Raw genomic sequence first — 14284 nt, forward strand, 5'->3', positions numbered from 1 at the left:
CGACTCCCCATCGCAGACGCCACCGCACCCGATCAGGCCGCAACGCGCTCCTTGCGCGCGGGCTGCGCGTCGGCCAGGCGGAAGCGCCCGACCGATTGCTGCAGCTCGGCCGACTGCGCGTTCAATGCACGTGCAGCGGCCGAAGCCTCCTCGACGAGGGCAGCGTTCTGCTGGGTCACACCATCCATCTGCACGATGCTCTGGTTGACCTGCTCGATCCCTGCCGCCTGTTCCTGGCTGGCGCTGGCGATTTCCTCAATCAGCCCGCCCAGTTCGCCTACCGATGCCACCACGCGCTGCAGGGTCTGCCCCGCTTGGCTGGCCAGTTCACTACCGTCGGCCACCTGGGCCGCGGAGGCCTCGATCAGGCCCTTGATCTCCTTAGCCGCGCTGGCCGAGCGCTGCGCCAGCGCGCGCACCTCGGAGGCGACCACGGCGAAGCCGCGGCCCTCCTCGCCCGCACGCGCCGCTTCCACGGCGGCGTTGAGCGCCAGGATGTTGGTCTGGAACGCGATGCCGTCGATGACCGAGGTGATGTCGGCAATGCGTCGCGACGAGGCCTGGATGCCGCTCATGGTGTCCACCACCTGCGCCACCGCCGCCCCGCCCTGCACCGCCACTTCGGCCGCTTCGACCGCCAGGCGGTCGGCACGGCGGGCATGGTCGGCGTTCTGTTTCACTGCCGCCGTGAGCTCTTCCAGCGACGCGGCCGATTCTTCCAGACTGGCCGCCTGCTGCTCGGTGCGGCGCGAGAGGTCGTCGTTGCCGGCCGCGATCTCCGCCGAGGCGGTGGCCACCGACACCGCCGCCTGCTGGATGCCGCCGACGATGGACGTCAGCTGCGCCACCGTGGCGTTGGCGTCGTCGCGCATGGTGGCGAACACGCCCTGGAACTGGCCGTCGATGCGGCCACGCAGGTCGCCTGCGGCCAGCGCGCGAAGCAGCCCGGACAGGGCGCTCAGGTTGCGGTCGGCGGTGACCATCAGCGTGTTGAGGCCTTCCACCATGACCCGGAAGTCGTACTGGTAGGCCTCGGCGTTGCCACGCACGCTGAAATCGCCGGCCGCTGCGGCCGCCACCAGGTGCTTGATCTCGCCATTGATCGCCTGCAGGCGGTCACGCACGCCGTTGACCGCTTCGGTGATGCGCGCCTTCTCGCCGGGAAGCTGTTCCATCGGCTGCGACAGATCGCCATCGGCGTAGCGGCGGACCAGGTCGACCATGCGCATCTTGACCGAGATGTGCGCCGCAACCAGTTCGTTGGTGCCGGTCACCATCGTGCCGAACTCGCCCTCGAACCGGCTGGCGTCGATACGGTGACTGATCGCGCCTTCGGCATGGCGCTGGCTCATTTCGTTCTGCGCGTGGATGATCTCGCGCAGCTTGTCCTGCATCTGCTGCAGCGCGCCCATCAGGCGCCCCACCTCGTCCTGGCTGCGCACCACGATGCGCTGGTCCAGGCGACCGGCTGCCACGTCGCGTGCCACCTGCCCGGCCTGGGCCAGCGGCACGGTGAGCAGGCGGCGCACCACCAGCACCAGCGCCACGATCACCGCCAGCAGGCCAAGGCCGGAGACCAGGCCAATCTGCAGCATCAGCTTGGTCAGCACCGTCTGCAGCACCGAGGTCGGTTCAAGGCCAAGCACCGTCCACTGCCATGCGCCGTAGTTCTGGGCGGTAACGAAATAGCTCTGCGCCGGCGCCCCCTGCGCGGTGCGCAGGTGCAGCGTGGCCTGGGTGGCCTTGCCGGCCAGCAGCGCATCCAACGCGGCCTGGTCGGACGGGTCCACCAGCGCCGACAGCCGCTCGCCTTCCCCGTTGGCGGCAGCCACCACCGTGCCGAACTGGTCGCCGGCACGCGTATTGACGGCCAGGAAGTGACCCTGCTTGCCCAGCTTGGAGTCGCGCAGCCGCGCCTTCAGTGCGGCCAGTCCCTGCGTGTAGTTCTGGCCGACGAAGGCGATGCCGGCCACTTCGCCGGCGGCGTCCTTGATCGGCATGTAGTGGGTCATGTAATCCACACCGAACAGCCGTACCGGGCCGGCGTAGCCCTGCCCGGCCATCAGCTTGGCGTAGGCCGGGCTGGCATGGTCCAGCACGGTACCCATGGCGCGTGCGCCTTCGGCATTGCGCACCGAGGTGGATATGCGAACGAAGTCATCGCCGTCGCGCACGAACACGGTGGCAACACCGCCACCGCTGGCCTCGGCGAAGCGGTCCACCGCCGCGTCCTGCAGGTTGAGCACCTCACTGCCCAGACGCAGGGTCGGGGTCTGGCGCTCGCCCACCGCCACGGTCTTGGCCGGGTCAACGCTGACATCGCCGGCCGGCAGCATGGCGCGGAACATGCCGGCCATGCGCTCCGTGCTGTCGCTCAGGCTGCGGTCGTACAACTCGACCGAGTCGCGCATCAGCTCGGTGGACGACTGCAGCCCGGCTTCAACGCGCTGCTGGTAGCTGGTGGCGGCCTGGCGGTAGATCAGCACCGCCAGCGCCACGAAGGCCACGGTGGTGATCAGACCCATCAACAGCGCCAGGCGCGCGCCAATGGAGGTAGAGAAAACGGTGGCGGCACGGGTCGTCATCGTTGGTACTCGCGGGGAAGGTGGTGTGAGAGGTACGTCACACTTCTTATCGGCACCAATCTGGTCCTCTTTACGTAAAACGCGCCAAAATCCGCAAACCTTTCGTTTTGCTCAAGTCATTGATTAATACGGAATGTCCTCCGGTTGCATCTTCACGAAGCCAGATGTTCGTTCAGAAATGCGGTCGATTTCCTCAAGTTGCGCCCCCTTCTGCCGCACACGGCGCCGGCCCGCCTGGCATTAGGGTCGGGTTGCCACGGTCGGGTCAGGCTCGACCGAACAAGCAACGCTCGTCCGTGCGCCCGTTGATCGAGGAGATGGATGCACGGCGGACCGCCGCGCATTCCGCCGCTACGCGCCCGCATCGGCGCGCAGCGCGAGGCTCTTGGCAGCGCGGGGTACCGGGCGCTACACTTGCCAACATCGCGGCACCCACGCCGCGTAGCAGTACACATGGGGCCATAGCTCAGCTGGGAGAGCGCGTCGTTCGCATCGACGAGGTCAGGAGTTCGATCCTCCTTGGCTCCACCACATTCCTGCCGGCGTCCTTCGGACGACAGCAAATAAAAAGCCACCCAACGGGTGGCTTTTTGTTTGGGCCGACGGCAATACCCCCGTAGAGCGACGCCATGCGTCGCTGCGGCCGATGCCGATCATTGCCGCGAAGCCACGCACGGCGTGGCTCTACGCATGGGGCCCTGTCCTCGAGGGCATGTCACCAGCATGCTCGCCAGACACCCCCGACCAGCCGCACAATGCGGCACTGTCGGCGCCTGTCGCTGGCGCATGGACACCGAACACACTTTCACAAGGACCCGAACGTGATTCGATCATCCCGACGATGCCCAACCAGGCGTTCGACATGAATCATTGTCAATGGACGTCTGTACTTCGCGCAACGTGCATCGCAACAGCGCTGCTACTGGCAGGATGCGACAGCACGCCTCCCGCCGCTGCCACCGTTTCCTCGGCGTCCGCGCCTGCCGCAGCACCCGGCACATCGCCCGCCGAAGCGCTGGTCAAGCGCTTCAACATGGGTGCGGGTCTGGAGTCGCTGGCGTACGACGCCGGGCGCGGCACTACCACCTTCGGCGCGCTGGCCAGCCAGCATGGCGCAGCGCAGGCCGACCAGCGGCTCCGGGCGGAGATCGCACGCGCCTTGCCGGCGTACCAGCAGCGTTGGGAGCACACGCTGGCATCGCTGTATGCGCGCCACTTCAGTGCCGCCGAGCTGAGCTCGCTGACAACCCAGGGCACCGCCTCACCGTATGCGGCCAGATTCAGAACCGTGCAACCTACGGTCGCCGCAGAGATGCAGGCAGTATCGAAGCCGCTGCTGGAAGCATTGGTGACCGAGGCACTGACCAAGGCAGCGGCCGCATCGGAGTGAAGCAGCGCAAGGTCACCGCCTCACCGCGGCGCGTCCCCTGCCCGCTCGGCGATGGGTCGAACCTGCTGCACCAGCATCAGCAACGTCTTGCCCGGTTCCTCGATCATCACCTCATGGGCGGACTGCTCGAACCACACCAATTGCTTCGAGGGCGCCTTCACCGTCTGGAACCACTGCGCCGCCAGTTCCGATGACACGTTGTGGTCATGCCGCCCCTGGAACAGGAACAGCGGCGTCTTCAGCTCGCGCACCGAACTCATGTCCAGCGTCAGCACCTCGCCCAGCAGGTGCTGCATCGAGAAATCGTTTCCCTTCCAGACGCCGGCCACATCCTCGTCGGTGTACTCGGGCGACAGCTTGATCGCCGCCGCCTCGGCGTCGCCACCGCGGCGGTTGTGGACCATGCCGCCGTAGTGGTTCAACCACTTGCGCTGCTTGAACAGCGATTCCAGCGGCACCGGCGTGCGCCCTTGCGCATACGGGGCCAGTGCCTGCAGTTCGGCCACCGCCTCTGCGTTGCCATCGGCCGTGGCCTGCTGCAGCGTCCAGGCGTAGCCACGCCGCTCGCTCTCGGGCGCGTTGGAAATCTGCCCGATGCCGATGTAGGCATGCAGCCACTCCGGGTGGCGCTGCGCCAACTCCAGGCCCAGGTAGCTGCCCCAGGAATGGCCCAATACGAAGATCTTGTCCTTGCCGAATTCGCTGCGCAGCCAGGCCACCATCTCTTCGCTGTCGGCGATCATGCGTTCGCGGGTCATGGTCGGCGCGACGGTGGCCGGGTCGTTGGCGGCATAGGTCTTGCCGGCGCCGCGCTGGTCCCACTGCACCACAGTGAAGTATTCCTCCCAGCCGCGCTGGAAGTACCAGCTCGTGGGCATGGCCACCCAACCCGGTCCGCCGTGCAGCATCAGCAGCACCGGGTTGCGCCGGTCACTGCCGCGGATCGACACCCATTGGTCGATCCCGCCGATGCTCACCTTTTCCAGCCGCTCCACGCCCTGGTCGGCGACGACCTTGCGCAGGTTGGCGATGATGGCCGTGGCCGCTTCGCGGCTGGCGGGCGCCGGTGGCGTGGACGCCATTACAGGCGCACTCGATACCGCAATGAGCAGCAGCGACAGCAGCATCTTCATAGGGCACGGATCCTGGCGGGCGTGGCGCCGATTGTGGCATGCCCGCGCGCCATCACCAGCCGCGCGAACACGCGCCGCTCGCGCTACCTGGCGGCGACCGGAGTCACCCGGGCGTGTTGTCCTTGCGCTCCGGACGGCGCGTTTCCGCGTCATGGATCTTCTGGTCGGTCTGGCCCGGCCGCTGCTTGGCGACCTCGTCCTGCTTGCGGTCCTGCTGCGCTTCCTGCACGCCCTGCTGCTTGCCGCTCTGCTTGTCGTTGTTCATTGTGCCTGCCCGTTGGTTCCGCCCGCGATGGGCATGCCCACAACGTAGCGACCGGCGCGTGATGCAGGGGTCATGAGCGCGACCTGCGCCACTGCAACGGGCTCATCCCCATCTCGATACGGAACATGTAGTTGAACGCCGAGGCGGAGGCATACCCCAACTCATGCGCGATCGCGGTGGGCGAACGGCCCTGCGCCAACCACTCGATCGCGCGCAGCAGACGCAGGCGGGTGCGCCAGGTGCGCAGGCTCATGCCGGTCTCGCGTTCGAAGTGCCGCGCCAGCGTGCGCGGCGATGCGCCCAGCACGCGCGCCCATTCGGCAACGCCACGCGCATCCGCCGGCTGGTCGTGCAACGCCTGGCACCAGCGCTGCAGGCGCGCATCCTGCGGCCACGGAAGATGGCGCACGTGCTGGCGCTGGCGGCGCAACTGCACCACCACCAGTGCGCTCAGGTGCGCGTAGTACGCCGCATCGTCGTCGGGCCGCACCTGGCCCAGCTCCACGATCAGCTCGCGCAGCAGGGGCGACACGTCCAGCACCGCGCAGCGGTCGGGCATGCCCAGCGTCGGGTCGTCGGCCACATACAGGTTGCGAAACGCCGCCGCACTCAATGCGCCGGTGTGGTGCACCATGCCGGTGGGCACCCATAGGGCCTGCTGCGGGGTGATGACATGGCGTGCATTGCGTGCGGTGACCTGCAGCACGCCCTCGGTGGCGAATACCACCTGGTTCCAGTCATGCGCATGCGGCGGAAACCGCTCGCCCGCGGCCAACTGCTGGCTGCGCGCCATCACCGGCCAGGGCAGCGCGCGCAGTGGCGGCACCGGAACCTCCTTCCAGGGGGCATCGGGGGCGCTGGGGCGGGAATGGCCAGTGGTCGACATAATCCGGCATTCTATCGAAAGACAGCCGCCACGCTGCTGGCCGAGGATGGGCGCGTCCCCCACCGGCTCCGTGCATGTCCACACCCTCCCCGCATTCCTCCACCCTGCAGCCCTGGCAGGTCATCGGCGCCGGCATCTGCGCGCTGGTGCTCACCGTCGGGCTGGCCCGGTTCGCCTACACCCCGCTGCTGCCGCTGATGCGCGTGGACGCCGGCCTCAGTGCCGCCCAAGGCGGCTGGCTGGCCACCTTCAACTACCTGGGCTACCTGCTCGGCACGCTGCTGGTGGCGCGGGTAGGCGACATGCGGCAGAAGTTCCGCTTCTACCGCATCGGCCTGCTGCTGGCGGTGGCCGCCACGGCACTGATGGGCGCCACCACCCAGCCGTGGCTGTGGAGCCTGCTGCGCTTCGTGGCCGGCCTGTCCAGCACCGCCGGCCTGCTGCTGGCGTCCGGGCTGGTGCTCAACTGGCTGCTGGCGCACGGGCAGCGGCCACGGCTGGGGCTGCACTTCGCCGGGTTGGGGCTGGGCATCGCCGTCTCCGGCCTGGCCACGGCGGCGCTGGCCGGGTACGCCAGCTCCAGCGCCCAGTGGGGGTGGCTGGGCCTGCTCGGCGTGCTGTTCCTGGTGCCGGCGTGGTGCTGGATGCCCGCCCCGGCGCTGCCCTCGGCCGCGAGCGCGGCAGCCGCCCCGCCGCCGCCCGGCAAGCGCTGGCGCCGGCTGCTGGTGGCGGCCTACTTCTGCGCCGGTTTCGGCTTCGTGGTCAGCGCCACCTTCATCGTGGCCATCCTGGAGCAGACCGCCGCCTTCCGCGGCCACGGCAGCGCGGTGTGGGTGCTGGTCGGGCTGGCGGCCGTACCGTCCACCTTCGCCTGGGACCGCATCGCCGGTCGCGTCGGCATCATCCGCGCGCTCATGCTCGCCTTCGCGCTGCAGGCGCTGTCGTTCGTATTGCCGCTGCTGGACGACGGCCTGGCCGCCGGGCTGGGCAGCGCGGTGCTGTTCGGCCTGACCTTCGCCGGCATCGTCAGCCTCACCCTCACCGTGATCGGCCGGCACTACCCGCAGAACCCGGCCAAGGCCATGGCCACTCTCACCCTCAGCTACGGCGTGGCGCAGATCATCGCCCCGGCACTGGCCGGCACCCTCGCCCGCGACAGCGGCTCCTACCAGGCCTCCCTGCTGCTGGCAGCCATCATCATGGCCATCGGCATCGTGCTGCTGGCGGTGATGCCGGAGGAGCGCGGCGATCACGCACGCCACTGACGTTGCGCGCGACCTGCAGGGATGAACAAAAATTCATCAGCGGCGCGCACGTGCGATCAAGCACTTAAGCCGCCGCAGCAGGCCCGCAGCAACGAATGTGAAATTTTTTGGTCGAAAGGCTTGCCGAACCCTGCAGACCTCCGTATTATTCGCGTCCTCGCCAGCGGCAACGCAGCGATGAAGTGGCCGAGTAGCTCAGTTGGTAGAGCAGGGGATTGAAAATCCCCGTGTCGGCGGTTCGATTCCGTCCTCGGCCACCATGATTCTAAAAAGACCTGCAGAAATGCGGGTCTTTTTTTGCGTTGGAGTTGGGCAACGTTCTGGACAGGAGCGTACAGCCCGATACCCAACCACCAGACCGCCGGCCAGCACAACCAACAGCGAACTTCTGCTGCCATTGGTCACAGCCCCCTACCCCATTCACAGTTGATATAGTCCACCGGACCAACCGGGGTAACGGTGCGCAACGCATCGGGCAACAACGCAACGCGCTACATGTGGAAAGAGAGGCCGATCGGTCGATGCATTCGTGCCACGGCGAGGCCATGGCCGCACCGCGACAGCCATGAGGAAGCTCACGTCTGCATCGATGGAATGGCACATGCTTGAATCTATCCGGAAGCGGTGGCATCACAGGCAACTGGCGAAATGCGTGGCTATCACAGCCGCGCTCATGGTGAGTGGCGCTTGCCAGACGGCATCGGCAGCCGATGCGTCCCGATTGCTGGCAAATGCCGAGGTCGTCGCACGCTCGCCCCTGCCCCCTTACACCGGACTCGTAGAGACCTGGGTCGTGTTGACCGTGAAAGTTCAGGGCACGGCACAAGATGTTTTGCTGCCCTATTTCAGCGAGGAGCAGTTAGTGCCAGAGGTGGGACGCATATGCGATTTCTCCGTCCATTCCAACGCTGTGAATGGAATAGCGGGCAATCAGGTAGTCAACGGCACATTTACTGTAGTCGACCACACGCAGTGCCATGAGCCGCACGCGTAATGCCGCGGACTCTCACTTCCAAAGCTTAGCCGGCCCGGGGCACACAAACTTACATGAGCTCACCATGACCTCACCCACCGAGTCAGACTCCCTTTCCAGCCTGCTGACCGATTTTGAGGGTTTCAGCAAAGAGGGCGCCATCGTGCTGGCCAAGATCGATGGCGAACGGATGAAGGAGCGCTTCACGGTCATGATCACACATGGCAGGATGGAGGGCGGGTTCTTCAGGAAGGACGGGGACAACCTGCTGGAACTTCTGCAGGAAGCTCGTTCCGCATACCTGGATCCTTCCGAGCGAATGAACCGCCCCGAAAGTGAAATGCCAATCCCCACCTCCAAGCGCAGAGCGCTTCACTTCATCTGGTTCCTCATCACCTTCCTCAGCCTCCTCGGCCTAACCACGCTTGTGATCGCGTCGTTCTTGCCAGCGCAAGTGAGCCCTGGTCAGCTTGGCTATGCAGTGGGGCGACATGGTCTATGGCTGTTAATGGCAAGCGCGATCATCGTCTGGCTGGCCTCTTCCCGCGATTGGCTACCAGGGCCGGGGCGAAACAGCTCTCATGCGCGGCCGCCCACCCCGCGTCGGTCCTAAGCTCCAGAATCGGATTGTTCCTATTGCGCCCAGGTCCGAAGCGACGGATGCTTCGGAGAAGCACACACATCAGAAGGAGTTGGTGATGAGTGAAAGGAATGATCGCGCGCCTCTCCAGGCCGTTTCCGTGCATCGCCGTAAGATTCGCCATACGGTCGACACCGACCCGCCGACCGGTACCACGCGCACCAAGCGGCCCCTGCCATAGGTCACCCTGCCCCGACCCCTTCGCGCTTGATATAGTCCGCAGAACCAACCGGGGAATCGATGCGCAATGCGTCGAAGGTTGGGCCGCCAAAAGCTTGAAACGTTGCATGTAAAAAGTGGGGCTGTTCGGTAGGAGCGCTCATGCCACGGCAAAGCCGTGGTTGACGCACTGCCGCAGCCATGAGGAACCTCACGTCTGCATCGATGGAACGGCACATGCTTGAATCTATCCGGAAGCGGTGGCATCACAGGCAACTGGCGAAATGCCTGGCTATCACAGCCGCGCTCATGGTGAGTGGCACTTGCCAGACGGCATCGGCAGCCGATGCGTCCCGATTGCTGGCCAATGCCGAGGTCGTCGCACGCTCCCCCCTGCCCCCTTACACCGGACTCGTAGAGACCTGGGTCGTGCTGACCGTGAAAGTTCACGACACGGCACAAGATGTTCTGCTGCCCTATTTTAGCGAGGAGCAGTTAGTGCCAGAGGTGGGACGCATATGCGGCTTTTCTGTCCATGCAAAGGCGATAAACGGAATTGCAGGCAATAGAGTAGTCAACGGCACGTTTACTCTCGTTGACCACACGCAGTGCCATGAGCCAAACGCGTAATCCCGCGGACTCTCACATCCGACACTTAGCCGGCACGGGAAACACACAGATGGAGCAAATACCCAGCGATGTGAGTGGTGCGCATGCCTTGATAGCGCTGATCGCTCATTTTTCGAGGCGAGGCGGCATGCAATGACCACTTACCGTGTAATCGCGGAAGGGCTGTTCGTGAACGCCCCTGGAATCGATGGCTACTGCGGGTTCTACACAACGCTCTTCATCAGCGCAGATAGCTTTGACAGCATGCTTCATCGCGCCGAATTGATGCTGAGGAATAGGCAGGATGCATTCAACATCACGCCCGTAAATGGCAGCATCATCAAGAGTCACTATCTGGCCTTCAGCTGCGCAGAAGTCACGGATAGCAGCTTTGAATTCGACGACCAGACAGGATCCGGATTCTCGTTCTTCACCATCACCGGCTGGGATCGAATCCACCTCCCTACACGGCACTTGTTCCTGCGGGCTTTCAAGCCCTGGAAGCTGCTTGCCGGCCAGCCGTCAGAGGTGAAGCGCCTCAAAGGAATTTCTGCGCAATGAACACTCCAATCATTGTGCGCGCCAAACTCATCAGCTCAATTGCGACCGTCATTGGCTGGTGGATGGCGTTCCTTTTCTCCCTGGGATGGACGTCGACAAAGCTGATCATATCCAACTCCGTCACGGCCATCGACTTTGCCTTTCCCCTTTTACTGACATTGTTCGTTATTTGGTCATCAGGTACTGCGGAAACCTTTGGTTGCGAAATTCTCCACACGCTGTACTCCGGTGCTGGCGTAAACAACGGCGGATGGGCTATATCTTTTCAACCTCGATCATCAGACTCCCTTCAATGGTGCATCCGATGAAATTGAATAAGCCTCATCGCCTTGACGATCCTCTTCACCAATTCCGCATGGTCATTGCGGGCGCAGTTGCTCTCCTGATTATGGGCTGCGCCACCACGACAGGGCCAGTGAGGCTCGAGGATCGATCATTCGCCAACAAGCTTGGCCTGAAAAATTGCAAGGTGTCGATTCCACTAAGCCCGAGCGAGGCTATTGAGGTCGGGAGGAAGTGGGAGACCTATCCAACTCCAGAAAAAGACCCAGATTGGATAAAAATGCTGTCTATGCAACAGCCGGGCGATGAGCTGCGCCTAATTTCTTGCAGCGAAGGAAATCCGTACTTTTACGCACTGATTCGAAATGGCGCGGTGATCCATAGGCACTTATTGCCGGTATTGGATTAGCTGTATGGAACTGTACATGACTGACTCAAAAAGGAAGCTGGGGCATCGCATTGAGCTTGCGAAGCGCTTCGCGCTCACTGCCGCGCTGATGACGAGCGCTGCTTTCCCGACGGGATCGGCTGCCAATGAATCGATAGCGCTAAGCAACGTCGAGGTCGTCGCACACTCCCCCCTACCCCCCCTTACACCGGCGTGGTAGAGACCCGGGTCGTGCTGACAGTGCGAGTAAAGAGTACGCAACAGAATCTCCTGGTGCCCTACTTCAGCGCAAACCAGTACCTGCTGGAAGCAGGAGGCGCCTGCGATTTCATTGTCCAACGCGAGGCGATAAACGGGATCGCGGGCAATCGAGTGGTCAGCGGCACGTTTAATGTAGTCGACCATACGCAGTGTCATGACGCTCGTTCGTGATGCCGCAGAGTCTCGCTTCCAGGGCCTGGACTGACAGCAAGGGATCGCACAGATGGAGCACGACCCCCATGATACGGAAGGCACGCAGCAGCTGAAAGGCCTGATCGCGGGCTTCATTGAAGGCAACATCGATTGCTGCACGTTCCAGGCCCTTTACCTGGATCGGCTCAAGCACTGCAAGCAGCTGGCGCCGGGAGAGTTCGAGATCTTTGGCAGCCTCTTCGGCGAAGCCAGCACGCTTACCAGCGACCCGGGTTTACTTAACGATGGATCTTGCTTTTTCCTGGATGCACAAAGCCTGAAGATGCGCGCACGAAGTGCCGCCATCGAACTACTTGCCACAGCCAACGTGGCGGACACGCATGGTGACACGTCCGGATTTGCAGCTGTCTTTTCCCAGCAGCGGTTCGTGGCTCTGGTCTGCGCCGACGACACCGCGTCGATGATGCGATCTAAATCGCGGCTTGCACTCCTGCTTGGCCCCACCTGCGTCGAGATCTGCTGTACGGGATTGCTTTCAACCGAACTCGAAGATGAGATCGATTTCGACATCGAACAGAGAGGTTTGTTGCACATCATCACCACCGCCATTCCGAATGCACGGGAAGCGCACTCGTACGCCACTACAGCAGCCCGCCTCAACGGCGCTGGCCTCAGAATCATCCGCCCCACCCTACGCTGAACACATCGAATGCAGGACTGCGCAATGCGAACTACTCCCTCCACTGAAGCGATGAAGTCCGTGACCGTCGCGCCACCAAACTCCCTGATTTTCATCATGGATCACGCGTTCGGCGAGACCCCGGAAAGCATGGGCCATGGATTGGTGACCAGCACCGACAGCTGCGTGGCAGTGGCAACGTTATGCGAGTTCGACGGCGCAACAACGGTGATTGTTGGAGCGGACCCACAGGGCGTCGGAGCTGAAATATTGGTCTTCGATGGACACCTGACTGTCCCAAGCAAGCAGCTTTCCGTGTGCAGCGCACTTGATGAGAAGCTCCTTAGCATGGACATCCCCACATCTCACGTTCACCTCAAAGTGTTCGCCAATGACGCGACCGAGCCGAATTTCATCGCCATACTCGTAAATCATCAACCAGCAACTCAAGCCAGCACGGATCTTTGAGGACACCGCGTGGGGCGATCCGAAAGAGACCACCCCCTGAAGCCAAACAACGAATGCAGAGAGCAGCCTTATGAATACTCAGATCATTACGCGCGCCCAGCTGATCAGCGCACTTTTGACGGCGATTGGCTGGTGGATGCTGCTGCTGTTCTCCGTGGGATGGACGTCCAAGAAGCTGATTGCATCCGAGCCAGTCACGATCATCGATTTCGTCATTCCATTTGTCCTGGCACTCGTGGTTGTCAGGTCAAGCCGACGATATCGCTATTTTCGCTCTCTTCTGTCCATCGAGGAGCTAAGCGATAGATGATCCCCGTCGAATCCACAAGAAATCACAACTGACCTGCGTTGCAAGCGATGCGACACCGCAGGAGTTGAAAAGGTGGCTCAAGGCCTGGTCGGTGCCGCTTCCGATCGCGAGCTCTAAGCGTCTTGCGAAATCTGACGCCCTCAATACGGCCGATGAATACGCTGGCAAATTCGGGGCCACCATCATTGCTTTTTACGGCGCCGCAGCGGCGAACATCCTCAGGACCAATAATGACGAATGAGCAATTGAAACGCGCTCGCCTCAAACAATGCGCCTTGCACCATATGATCGGAATTGCGTTCATTGAGATACGCGCAACAGATTCGATGCCTGACGCCAGAAAATTCGCAGGCCTGTTTCACAACCTGCCAATGCGCTTACTGAAATGCGCAACCAGTGATGACTACGATGCAGAGCTCCTGGAGCTACTCAATAGAAGCAAGCGCTACAACATGGAAGCGTACATTCGAGATCTTATATTATTGTCAGAAGAAGCCATGTTAGAAATAGACTTTGAAGGTGATCGACCATGCCACTGCGACGAGGATTGAGCGCAACGATGTCTAGGGCCAACTCGACTAAGGACTGAGTGAGGCCACCATCGTTGCGCGCCACTAGTTTTCGGATGGAGACGACGATGAACGAGAGCAAGCTGGGCGATTCAATGAACAATCCGCCTGATATCCATAAAGTTGAAGTTGGTGAAGAGAAGTTGTCGACTGCGACACCTGAATTAACGAAGCCAAGCTTCGCGGCTGGCTAAGTTACACACCAACCTTGCTCATTAGCACCCTGACCGCAGGGACAGCAGCGACGATTCCCTAGGGCCGCACGGGGCAACAACGATGTCAGATGAACAACTGAGGGCTGCGTGCCTCAAGCGAGACGCTTTGCACTACCTGCTGGCATCTGCTTACATAGAAGTACGCGTAGCAGATTCACTGCCGGCCGCGAAGAAGTTCGCAGACATATTTCACAACCTGCCAATGCGCCTACTGAGATGCGTGACTAGCGAGGACTACGATGCAGAGTTCCTTGAGCTACTTAATCGAAGCAAACGCTACAACATGAATACCTACATGCAGGAACTTATGCTGTTGGCAGACAAGGTTGTATCAGAGGAAGGCTTTGGAGATGACCGACCAAGGCCTGAATCGCCCAGGGTTCCGTAGACACCTCGCGGCCATAAACTATGGCTTAGGCGGAGGTGGTTATGAGTACGAAGCGGTACACCGATGAGTTCAAGATCGAGGCGGTCCGGCAGATCGTTGAGTACG

At 62.5% G+C, this 14284-nt stretch carries 17 protein-coding genes and 2 tRNA genes; 15 read left to right on the top strand and 4 right to left on the bottom strand.

Translation table 11 applies throughout. The features are described from left to right. Positions 1-32 precede the first annotated feature (32 nt). A complete protein-coding gene (locus ACREPD_RS19285) occupies positions 33-2585 on the bottom strand; it encodes a Cache 3/Cache 2 fusion domain-containing protein (protein ID WP_431600803.1) in 2553 nt (850 codons plus the stop codon). Between the two features lie 455 nt (positions 2586-3040). On the opposite strand from ACREPD_RS19285, the gene ACREPD_RS19290 reads away from it, so the two are divergent. Further along, positions 3041-3116, top strand: a tRNA-Ala gene (locus ACREPD_RS19290). Positions 3117-3231: 115 nt separating this feature from the next. After that, positions 3232-3975 carry a hypothetical protein gene (locus ACREPD_RS19295; protein WP_431600804.1) on the top strand — a complete coding sequence of 248 codons (744 nt, stop codon included), beginning with the start codon at positions 3232-3234 and terminating at the stop codon, positions 3973-3975. A 20-nt stretch (positions 3976-3995) separates the two neighbouring features. Here the strand turns inward: ACREPD_RS19295 and ACREPD_RS19300 are convergent, their stop codons facing one another. The 3 genes from ACREPD_RS19300 to ACREPD_RS19310 form a co-directional block, all read right to left on the bottom strand. Continuing rightward, positions 3996-5108, bottom strand: a complete 1113-nt coding sequence (locus ACREPD_RS19300) for an alpha/beta fold hydrolase (RefSeq protein WP_431600805.1) — start codon at positions 5106-5108, stop codon at positions 3996-3998. 103 nt (positions 5109-5211) lie between these two features. Further along, positions 5212-5373 (bottom strand): hypothetical protein, encoded by a 162-nt coding sequence (locus ACREPD_RS19305; RefSeq protein WP_421570630.1) that lies wholly within the window; start codon positions 5371-5373, stop codon positions 5212-5214. 70 nt (positions 5374-5443) lie between these two features. Further along, complete coding sequence (locus ACREPD_RS19310) at positions 5444-6199, bottom strand: AraC family transcriptional regulator (RefSeq protein WP_431600806.1); 756 nt, start codon at positions 6197-6199, stop codon at positions 5444-5446. Between the two features lie 134 nt (positions 6200-6333). On the opposite strand from ACREPD_RS19310, the gene ACREPD_RS19315 reads away from it, so the two are divergent. The 13 genes from ACREPD_RS19315 (at position 6334) to ACREPD_RS19375 (ending at position 13770) form a co-directional block, all read left to right on the top strand. Continuing rightward, entirely contained in the window at positions 6334-7524 is a 1191-nt protein-coding gene (locus ACREPD_RS19315) for a YbfB/YjiJ family MFS transporter (RefSeq protein ID WP_431600807.1), read from the top strand. A 184-nt stretch (positions 7525-7708) separates the two neighbouring features. Then, positions 7709-7784 (top strand) — tRNA-Phe (locus tag ACREPD_RS19320). A 341-nt stretch (positions 7785-8125) separates the two neighbouring features. Beyond that, on the top strand, positions 8126-8518 hold the full coding sequence (locus ACREPD_RS19325; protein ID WP_431600808.1) for a hypothetical protein: 393 nt from the start codon (positions 8126-8128) through the stop codon (positions 8516-8518). A 64-nt stretch (positions 8519-8582) separates the two neighbouring features. Next, on the top strand, positions 8583-9110 hold the full coding sequence (locus ACREPD_RS19330; protein ID WP_431600809.1) for a hypothetical protein: 528 nt from the start codon (positions 8583-8585) through the stop codon (positions 9108-9110). A gap of 423 nt (positions 9111-9533) precedes the next feature. Continuing rightward, positions 9534-9926, top strand: a complete 393-nt coding sequence (locus tag ACREPD_RS19335) for a hypothetical protein (protein WP_431600810.1) — start codon at positions 9534-9536, stop codon at positions 9924-9926. A 132-nt stretch (positions 9927-10058) separates the two neighbouring features. Continuing rightward, positions 10059-10466: a hypothetical protein gene (locus tag ACREPD_RS19340; RefSeq protein WP_431600811.1), complete on the top strand. Its 408-nt coding sequence runs from the start codon at positions 10059-10061 to the stop codon at positions 10464-10466. Next, positions 10463-10774 carry a hypothetical protein gene (locus tag ACREPD_RS19345; protein WP_431600812.1) on the top strand — a complete coding sequence of 104 codons (312 nt, stop codon included), beginning with the start codon at positions 10463-10465 and terminating at the stop codon, positions 10772-10774. The genes ACREPD_RS19340 and ACREPD_RS19345 overlap by 4 nt, the downstream gene beginning before the upstream one ends. Continuing rightward, on the top strand, positions 10771-11157 hold the full coding sequence (locus ACREPD_RS19350; RefSeq protein ID WP_431600813.1) for a hypothetical protein: 387 nt from the start codon (positions 10771-10773) through the stop codon (positions 11155-11157). Before ACREPD_RS19345 ends, ACREPD_RS19350 begins: the two co-directional genes overlap by 4 nt. Positions 11158-11620: 463 nt before the next feature. After that, positions 11621-12250: a hypothetical protein gene (locus tag ACREPD_RS19355; RefSeq protein WP_431600814.1), complete on the top strand. Its 630-nt coding sequence runs from the start codon at positions 11621-11623 to the stop codon at positions 12248-12250. Between the two features lie 24 nt (positions 12251-12274). Further along, positions 12275-12697, top strand: a complete 423-nt coding sequence (locus tag ACREPD_RS19360; RefSeq protein ID WP_431600815.1) for a hypothetical protein — start codon at positions 12275-12277, stop codon at positions 12695-12697. Between the two features lie 70 nt (positions 12698-12767). Beyond that, entirely contained in the window at positions 12768-13007 is a 240-nt protein-coding gene (locus tag ACREPD_RS19365; RefSeq protein WP_431600816.1) for a hypothetical protein, read from the top strand. A 152-nt stretch (positions 13008-13159) separates the two neighbouring features. Further along, on the top strand, positions 13160-13558 hold the full coding sequence (locus tag ACREPD_RS19370) for a hypothetical protein (RefSeq protein WP_431600817.1): 399 nt from the start codon (positions 13160-13162) through the stop codon (positions 13556-13558). An 86-nt stretch (positions 13559-13644) separates the two neighbouring features. Beyond that, positions 13645-13770, top strand: a complete 126-nt coding sequence (locus tag ACREPD_RS19375; RefSeq protein WP_431600818.1) for a hypothetical protein — start codon at positions 13645-13647, stop codon at positions 13768-13770. Positions 13771-14284: the final 514 nt, after the last annotated feature.

It is taken from the genome of Stenotrophomonas sp. (genome assembly GCF_050737075.1).
In the GTDB taxonomy this organism is placed as follows: Bacteria; Pseudomonadota; Gammaproteobacteria; order Xanthomonadales; family Xanthomonadaceae; genus Stenotrophomonas.

Coding starts and splice junctions, on each gene's coding strand:
- ACREPD_RS19285 (WP_431600803.1), bottom strand. CDS start 2,585: ATGACGACCCGTGCCGCCACCGTTTTCTCTACCTCCATTGGCGCGCGC.
- ACREPD_RS19295 (WP_431600804.1), top strand. CDS start 3,232: ATGCCGATCATTGCCGCGAAGCCACGCACGGCGTGGCTCTACGCATGG.
- ACREPD_RS19300 (WP_431600805.1), bottom strand. CDS start 5,108: ATGAAGATGCTGCTGTCGCTGCTGCTCATTGCGGTATCGAGTGCGCCT.
- ACREPD_RS19305 (WP_421570630.1), bottom strand. CDS start 5,373: ATGAACAACGACAAGCAGAGCGGCAAGCAGCAGGGCGTGCAGGAAGCG.
- ACREPD_RS19315 (WP_431600807.1), top strand. CDS start 6,334: ATGTCCACACCCTCCCCGCATTCCTCCACCCTGCAGCCCTGGCAGGTC.
- ACREPD_RS19325 (WP_431600808.1), top strand. CDS start 8,126: ATGCTTGAATCTATCCGGAAGCGGTGGCATCACAGGCAACTGGCGAAA.
- ACREPD_RS19330 (WP_431600809.1), top strand. CDS start 8,583: ATGACCTCACCCACCGAGTCAGACTCCCTTTCCAGCCTGCTGACCGAT.
- ACREPD_RS19335 (WP_431600810.1), top strand. CDS start 9,534: ATGCTTGAATCTATCCGGAAGCGGTGGCATCACAGGCAACTGGCGAAA.
- ACREPD_RS19340 (WP_431600811.1), top strand. CDS start 10,059: ATGACCACTTACCGTGTAATCGCGGAAGGGCTGTTCGTGAACGCCCCT.
- ACREPD_RS19345 (WP_431600812.1), top strand. CDS start 10,463: ATGAACACTCCAATCATTGTGCGCGCCAAACTCATCAGCTCAATTGCG.
- ACREPD_RS19350 (WP_431600813.1), top strand. CDS start 10,771: ATGAAATTGAATAAGCCTCATCGCCTTGACGATCCTCTTCACCAATTC.
- ACREPD_RS19355 (WP_431600814.1), top strand. CDS start 11,621: ATGGAGCACGACCCCCATGATACGGAAGGCACGCAGCAGCTGAAAGGC.
- ACREPD_RS19360 (WP_431600815.1), top strand. CDS start 12,275: ATGCGAACTACTCCCTCCACTGAAGCGATGAAGTCCGTGACCGTCGCG.
- ACREPD_RS19365 (WP_431600816.1), top strand. CDS start 12,768: ATGAATACTCAGATCATTACGCGCGCCCAGCTGATCAGCGCACTTTTG.
- ACREPD_RS19370 (WP_431600817.1), top strand. CDS start 13,160: ATGAATACGCTGGCAAATTCGGGGCCACCATCATTGCTTTTTACGGCG.
- ACREPD_RS19375 (WP_431600818.1), top strand. CDS start 13,645: ATGAACGAGAGCAAGCTGGGCGATTCAATGAACAATCCGCCTGATATC.